Source organism: Oleiphilus sp. HI0123, from assembly GCF_001635315.1.
Genome location: NZ_LWGE01001129.1, coordinates 1 through 4,089, shown reverse-complemented (window position 1 = coordinate 4,089; position 4,089 = coordinate 1). Strand labels below are relative to the sequence as shown.

Here is a 4,089-nt window from a genome sequence, read left to right as displayed (position 1 = left end):
TCAGCGTGGTGCACGTATTCAGGAGTCTAAAGGTGAGCTTAAAGCAGATAGAGCAGGCAAATTCTTCTGGCGTACCTATGAACCGCTCGAACAAATTGTTATCTCTGATGGAAAGGAGGTAACTGTTTATGACCCTGACTTAGAGCAGGCAACTATCCAAGCTGTGGGCTCGCAGGTGCAAACGACTCCCGCAATATTGTTTAGTGGTGATACTCAAAAAATTGGTCAGCTATTTGAGGTAGAAATGGCATGGTTTGAACCATCAATAAGGCAGTTCACTTTAAAGCCAAAATCAGAGGAAAGCTTATTTGAGGGGCTGAAGTTACGTTTCTCTGGTTCGAATGTGAGCGAACTCCGGATCACAGATGCTTTAGGGCAAGAAAGTACAATGAGCTTTATTCAGTCGCAAGTTAATTTAGAGCTGCCAAGTAATACCTTTACGCCTGAATTACCAGAAGGTACTGACATTATTAGAGATGTCCAAATACCCGGCTCATAGGTAGATAGAAAATGTCTTTATTCGATGACGCGCCGCTTTTTAGTGAATCCCAGAAAGAATCTACAAGCAAACGCTATGCGCCTTTAGCTGCGCGTGTAAGACCTGCAGACCTGTCAGAGTATGTTGGTCAAAGTCACCTGGTAGGGCCTTCTCGTCCATTAAGGCAAGCCATAGATAAACAAGCTCTTCATTCTATGATCTTATGGGGGCCGCCTGGCGTCGGCAAGACTACTTTTGCGAATCTATTAGCTGAGCACTTCGATGCCAACTTCTTGCCCTTATCTGCAGTATTGAGTGGTGTGAAAGATATCCGTTCGGCGATTGAACAGGCAAAGATGTATCGTCAACAAACGGGTAGGGACACAATACTTTTCGTAGATGAAGTCCACCGCTTTAATAAGTCCCAGCAAGATGCTTTTTTACCCTTTGTTGAAGATGGCACTGTTATCTTTATCGGCGCGACAACCGAAAACCCCTCGTTTGAATTGAATAATGCATTACTTTCACGTGCAAGGGTTTATGTATTAAAAAAGTTGGACTCGCACGAAACCGCTTTGGTTATAAGCAACGCTTTAGCGCATCGAAATGGCTTCCCCGATATTGACGTGAAAATAGACGAATCGCTAGTCGATATTTTGGCAAAGGTTGCAGATGGTGACGCTCGCAAGGCCTTAAACTTTCTTGAACTAGCAGTTGATCTGGCGGATAGAGATGCTAAGCGGTGCGTCGTTAGTAAAGAGAATATTGAAGAGGTTATCCAAAGTTCGCTTAAGCGCTTCGATAAAGGCGGAGACATCTTCTACGAACAAATATCTGCTCTGCATAAATCTGTTAGAGGTTCTGATCCCGACGCCGCGCTATATTGGTTTGTCCGTATGATTGATGCCGGTTGTGACCCTCTATATATAGCCAGGCGCGTAGTTAGGATGGCGAGTGAGGATATTGGTAATGCAGACCCCCGAGCGTTAACACTTGCTTTAAATGCCTGGGATGTTCAGGAGCGCTTAGGTAGCCCCGAAGGTGAGCTGAGTATAGCGCACGCTGTGATTTACTTAGCTGTCGCCCCAAAGAGCAATGCGGTATACAGCGCTTTTAATGCCTGTCGACGTTTGGTGCAGGAAGGCGGAGATGAGACAGTGCCAATGCATTTAAGAAATGCGCCTACACAGCTCATGAAAGATCAGGGTATGGGAATGGAGTACCGTTACGCTCATGATGAGCCTGATGGCTTTGCTGCTGGTGAATGTTATTTTCCTGAAGACCTTGCTGGCACGCAGTTATATCACCCGGTAAATCGTGGTTTAGAGCTAAAAATTGGCGAAAAAATGGCGCGTCTCAGGCAGTTAAATGCAGAGTCAGAACAAAAAAGATTTCCCTAACTTTGCTACAATTTACTAATAGACTATTTATTCGCCCTAGTCCTAAGGTTGATTTATTGGCGTTAAGTCTTTAGCTATCAGTAATCGAGATTTCATATATGAGTACACACCCTTTTTTAAAGCTGCTATTGAGTATCCTGGCCTTGTCCTTAGTTGCTTGTGGAAGCGGTAGTAAGCTGAGTGATGATACTTACGATGGCTTGGTGACAATCGAAGGCCAGGTGAGCGTAAAGCCTGATACCAATGTAGATCTTGATGTTGAGCAAACATGCTCCACGCTTAGTGAGCAGAATAACTCTCTTTTTTCGGCCCAGCTGGTTAGTAACCCGATTACAATTGGAGGCTACATAAATGGCAAGTCTCAGGATCTTGGTTTTTGCTATCAGTTTGAGGAAGATCTTGATGATTATTACCGAGTTTCCTTGGTCGAAGGCCAGACTGTAAGTTTAAGTGTCTTTCCTGCTAACGAAGAGGAATTCAATATCAATGCCCTTGTTGAACTCAGGGCAGTAGATCAGTCTGGCGTCGTTGTGGCTGAACTATCTATATCAGAACCGGGTGCCAAATCTTTAGTTGTTCCCCTTACCAATGAATACTATGTGCGCGTAGCCACAACACAAGGGCACGATGCGCTACTGTATACGCTATCGCTTTCACAAAACTTAAGTGCTGATAATGCACGCCTGCTAAGTGAAGCGAGTCGCTTAGACTTCGTGCCAGGCGAGGTGCTACTTGCATTCGATCAGAGTTCAAGTGCTCAAGGCGCATCAACACGCAGTCGTTCACTTGATAGCTTGCAACGGACTTTAGTAGAGCGCTACGGACTAGAATATTCCAAGCGGGCGGGTTTGAGTGCAGAGTTATTTCGTTTCGATGCGACCGTTAATAGTAACTTAAGAGTAAATTCAAGCACCTCTTGGTCCAAGGCTAGTAAGCTCGAAAGAAAATGGCGAACGCTGGTTTTGTTAGAAGAGCTAAAAGCACTAGATGGTATTGAGGTCGCAGAGCCAAACTACTATCGCCGAGCTACCTTCGTCCCGAACGACAGTCGTTATTCAGAACAGTGGAATCTGTCACTACTTAAGGTTGAAGATGCATGGAATACTGCTACAGGTGACGGGGTAATTGTTGCTGTCATCGACAGTGGAATCAATCCCGATCATCCTGATCTGCGCAACCAGTTGACTACAAGTGGTTACGATTTTATTTCCGACACAGAATATTCCGGAGACGAAGACGGTTTCGATGATGACCCTACGGATTTGAGTCGAGTGCATCATGGTTCGCATGTTGCTGGAATTGTCGCTGCCCAAAGTAATAATAGTGAAGGCATATCGGGTGTAGCATTTAATTCAAGAGTCATGGCTCTTCGCGTTCTAGGGGTAGAAAATGAAGACGGTGTTAGCCAAGGAACCGATGCGGACTTGGCGAATGCGATCATGTATGCAGGAGGCTTAGACAATGATAGCGGTGAGCTGCCTAGTGACCCTGCCGATGTGATCAATCTTTCTCTCGGTGGCGAAGGCTTCTCTGATACCTTGAAGACCGCAATCGATGCAGTTATTGCTAAAGGCATTATCGTAATTGCTGCAGCGGGGAATGAGTCGAGTAGCGAAAAGTTTTATCCGGCTGCATTTGACGGTGTGACGGCAGTGAGTTCGGTGACGTCAGAGTTAGCCTTATCCGGTTTTTCTAACTACGGAACATACATTGATGTGGCAGCGCCCGGCGGCTCTTCCAACGAGCAATCTACGATTGAAGGTCAGCAAGGTATTATCAGTACTGTCTCTGGGGCGGGATATAGTGAGTACCTAGGAACCTCAATGGCCGCCCCCCATGTTTCAGGTGTGGCTGCGCTAATGAAGTCGGTAGATCCTGATCTCAATGCTTCAAGTTTTAGCTACGCATTAGAGAACGGCCTCATCACTGACTTGATTGGTGGTTCATCCAGTTTCGGCAATGGCCTAATTAATGCGCATAAAGCCGTTGCATGGGCATCTGGAAGCAACGATATACCTGACTCCTTGTATTACTTTCCGCAATCGTTCTCTTTCTTTAATGATGCTGTCAATGCAAAGCTATATTTGTCTAACCCAGGCAATGGTAGCGTTATTGTCTCCGGTATTACACCAAGTGAAGCTGACGCCAGTTGGTTAGATGTTCGTCAGGATGATACAGATTCCAATGGTTTAGGGATCTATACGGTAGAAA

Annotated in this window: 3 protein-coding genes; all 3 read left to right on the top strand. The window is 45.6% G+C overall.

The window, feature by feature from the left end; translation table 11 throughout:
• On the top strand, window positions 1-499 hold a 499-nt coding region (gene lolA / locus A3761_RS11750; protein WP_068750250.1), incomplete at its 5' end, for an outer membrane lipoprotein chaperone LolA.
• An 11-nt stretch (window positions 500-510) separates the two neighbouring features.
• Complete coding sequence (locus tag A3761_RS11745) at window positions 511-1,878, top strand: replication-associated recombination protein A (RefSeq protein ID WP_068511488.1); 1,368 nt, start codon at window positions 511-513, stop codon at window positions 1,876-1,878.
• Between the two features lie 98 nt (window positions 1,879-1,976).
• Window positions 1,977-4,089 (top strand): S8 family serine peptidase (locus A3761_RS11740; RefSeq protein WP_068750247.1); only part of this gene is annotated, 2,113 nt, incomplete at its 3' end.